Here is a 3,371-nt window from a genome sequence, read left to right on the forward strand (position 1 = left end):
ACATCTTATAAATGAAGATTAATATCAAAAAATAATTTCAATAGTAAATAAAAAATTTATTGCTGTTAAAATATTTTTATTGCTTTTATATATACTGTTACCATTGTACAAAACCCGTCGTTTAAAAAATACACAGTTGATATTTGTTTGCATCTTCTGTTGATGAACTGTAACAGGTGAGGCAAATTTGCGTTACTGGGTTACGCCCGCCTGAAGCTTGCCCCAGGTGAATGTATTATGCAAAATCAAAACTGAGTGATCTATTCTTATTACTTTGGCTGAGTTTTAAGCGCAAAAAAAATCTTTAGGGGAAATAGCCGGATTGAGGTTTGATCGCATTCACGGCGAGGTCGGGGAGGGCGTAGTTCGTGCCCCTGCAGGGCGCGATATCGTGGCTTCGTCGCTCGATGGCGCCACTTCATGGAGAACATTACCTGCAGCGTCGCCAGCCATTCGCTGATTCGATGCAGCCATCTTTCGCAACCAACCGCCGTTCGCGCCTGCATTAGATCCAGGAACAGACGCGCACCGCAGGCATAGCGCTTTTCGACGGCCCAGCGCATTTGTCGGAGGTACTTTGCTAGAGGACGTGACTGGCAGCGGCAGTCTCGACATCATTCACGGGACGGGGCTGTGGCAGTGCTTGCTCGCCGGCTTATCGAAGGGAAGACCACAGGATTCGGAAAAAAACGGGCGCCAAGGCAACGGGGCCTTCAATGAAGGACCGCTTTCGACTGCGAATTCAATCGGGGGTCGCACACTCTATGTAGTGGTCAACCCATCCCGGACACTACGTTAAGTTTTTTTTCGGAGACGGCCGGTGTCAGTCCCTGGTTGAACTGATGTAGCCGTATCGAGTTATACCGGTGCATCAGGTAGTGGTAGTGGCTGATGTCCCGTTGTGCTTCTTGTGCTGTCACGTAACCGGTTGACGGCACCCATTCCGTTTTAACGCTACGGAATAGCCGTTCCATCGGGGATTTATCCCAACAATTTTCCCGACGGCTCATACTTTGTCGTATCTGATAGCGCCACTGCGCTGACGGAATTTTCGACTGGCGTACTGGCTACCTTGATCGGAATGAAATAGCAGCCCCTGCGGTCGGCCGCGCTGCTCGTAAGCCATTTCCAGCGCCGGCACAACAAGGTCGGCGTCGGGTCGTAGCGAGAATGCCTAGCCCACCGCTCGGCGAGTGAACAAATCCAACACCACTGCCAACTAATACCATCGGCCTTGCGCCCAGACATAGGTGATGTCCCCGCACCAGACCTGATTTGGCGCCTCAACTGTGAATGCACGATTGAGGTGGTTCGGAATATCGACCCGCTCCACCGTAGCCTGCTTATAGGCATGGCTGCCAGACTATTTGCAGACCAGCCCCAACTCTTCCATCAAACGACTGACTTTGAAGCGGCCAATTGCCGTGCCTTCCTCACGCATTATGCCCATGATGCTGCGGCTTCCCGCCGAACTGCGACTCTCGACGACCAGCTCGTGCACGGGGCTACGCAATGCCATGCGCTCAACATCAATGTGCCGGACGCGCTCCCGATGCGCATACAGGCATGACCGCGCTACGTCGAACACAGCGCAGATCCACTTGATTGATTCGTCATCACAAATCTGATCGATTACCTCGTACGTTCGATCCCTTCTGACATCAAGAGCCCGGTAGCCTTTTTTAAAATGGACTTCTCCCGCTCGAGACGCTCAATGCGTGCTTTGAGTTCCTGCATTTGCTGCTGATCCGGCGTCATTGCTTTACTCTGTAGGGTGATGCCTTGCCGCTCCAACTGAAGCTGCTGCACCCAACGCGGCAGCACTGATTCACTGATGCCGACCTACCGGCTTACCTCCTTATGGCTATATCCTTCATCCAGTACCAGGCATGCCGCCTGCTGTTTGAACTCAGGGGAAAACGTACTTCTTTGCATGCTCATCAAACACCTCTTTATGGCGAGCACTCTCGCCTAAATCAGTGTCTGGGTACGTTAAACCACTACAACGCAGGTAGGGCTCAATCTCGCCAATGTTGTCGGCCTTGAATTCGCCTAGCTTGAGCTAGATGGCGACCAGGCTCCGCAATCGAGACACACCACGTCTTAAATGGAACAGGGATTCAACCAAGACCTGCGCATGTTGATGCTAGAGAACCCGGAGCTGTTTGCGTAACCATCCACGGTATGAAGGAAATCCAGGTGACGGCCGGGTATTGCATGGAGCGGTCCGATCTTATGGGGGTACCCATGCACCTTGACGGTTTGGCGCGACTTGTACCATATCACTCACGGCACATAGCTACATATAACAGTGGACACGAACCAGAATGTATACTTCAAGTTGATGAGTTATATTAGTTAAATTACTTTATTTCCATTTTCCATTTTCCATTTACTGCTTACTGTTTTTGACTGCAGTATAATGTCTTCTCGACCTAACACATTTAAAGTTCCTAAATTTTTGGTTTCAGTAAGCTTGCGCAACATTACAGTTATTGTCGTAGGATAGTCGAAGCCAGCTCCAGTATTTCGATCTATAATATAACCGATTCCTCCACCAATTAAAATGTTACCCCAGACCGCACCATTCGATTTTGATATAAGAGTTTGATTTCCAACATAAATTTCTTTTTTACAATCGATTGCTAAATCTCCTGTACTTTTATGCACAGATATACTCGCGGGCGTAGTTAGAAACCACGATCCCGTATTGTTGGTGAGCGTACATCCCACCCCTGCCACCTCTTCGGTCTCATATACAGTCTTAACAGTGATTGGCTGCATACGTTCCCCCGCAACAGAAGCACATCCAGTAATTATAAAAATTACAATAAATAGCATTACTATCTTCATTATCTTCCTTTTTTATGGTGCCCAAACGCGCCTACTCCTCGAACATCTTAACAGAATGATTAAAAAATAAAATAAAATTATTATTAGTTGATAATTTTTATGGCCAATAATGGTGTAAAAGTAAAGAAATGACTACCGATCACCGCCGCACGGTCCGCGAACTTAGACAACAAAGGAGTGTATTCAGGCGATTGAGCCTCAGGGGCGACGAGTAACGCCTATTTCAGAGAGGCTATACGCTGAACGTTCTACATCTGGTTAAGCAGCATTTTGAGTGAAAAATTGAAGCAATTAAGCGTCAATAAGTTGCACTAAAAAACGCAAAATGAAAACAATTATCAATCAGCCACATATTTTCAAAAAGCAACCTATACTGAGGTTATGTACATAATTGTTGAAATTATTACTTAAAAATTTATTTATTTGGGTTAGATTTTTATAAAAAAACACACAGCAGAACTTACGTGATAACGAAGAGTTTCTAAAAAACATTAAGCGGCAACTATTAATAGTTATAA

Annotated in this window: 1 protein-coding gene and 1 pseudogene; both read right to left on the reverse strand. The window is 46.7% G+C overall.

Translation table 11 applies throughout. The features are described 5' to 3' along the window. Positions 1-773: 773 nt before the first annotated feature. A pseudogene (locus tag ASN89_RS28450) lies at positions 774-1,941 on the reverse strand (IS3 family transposase). A 417-nt stretch (positions 1,942-2,358) separates the two neighbouring features. Beyond that, positions 2,359-2,853 (reverse strand): hypothetical protein, encoded by a 495-nt coding sequence (locus tag ASN89_RS28455; RefSeq protein WP_082654777.1) that lies wholly within the window; start codon positions 2,851-2,853, stop codon positions 2,359-2,361. Between the last annotated feature and the right edge of the window lie 518 nt (positions 2,854-3,371).

Source organism: Janthinobacterium sp. Ant5-2-1 (genome assembly GCF_001445815.1).
GTDB classification, from domain to species: domain Bacteria; phylum Pseudomonadota; class Gammaproteobacteria; order Burkholderiales; family Burkholderiaceae_D; genus Janthinobacterium; species Janthinobacterium lividum_E.

Bases quoted from the DNA above. Each gene is read 5' to 3' on its own strand.
- ASN89_RS28455 (WP_082654777.1), bottom strand. From the start codon at position 2,853: ATGAAGATAGTAATGCTATTTATTGTAATTTTTATAATTACTGGATGT.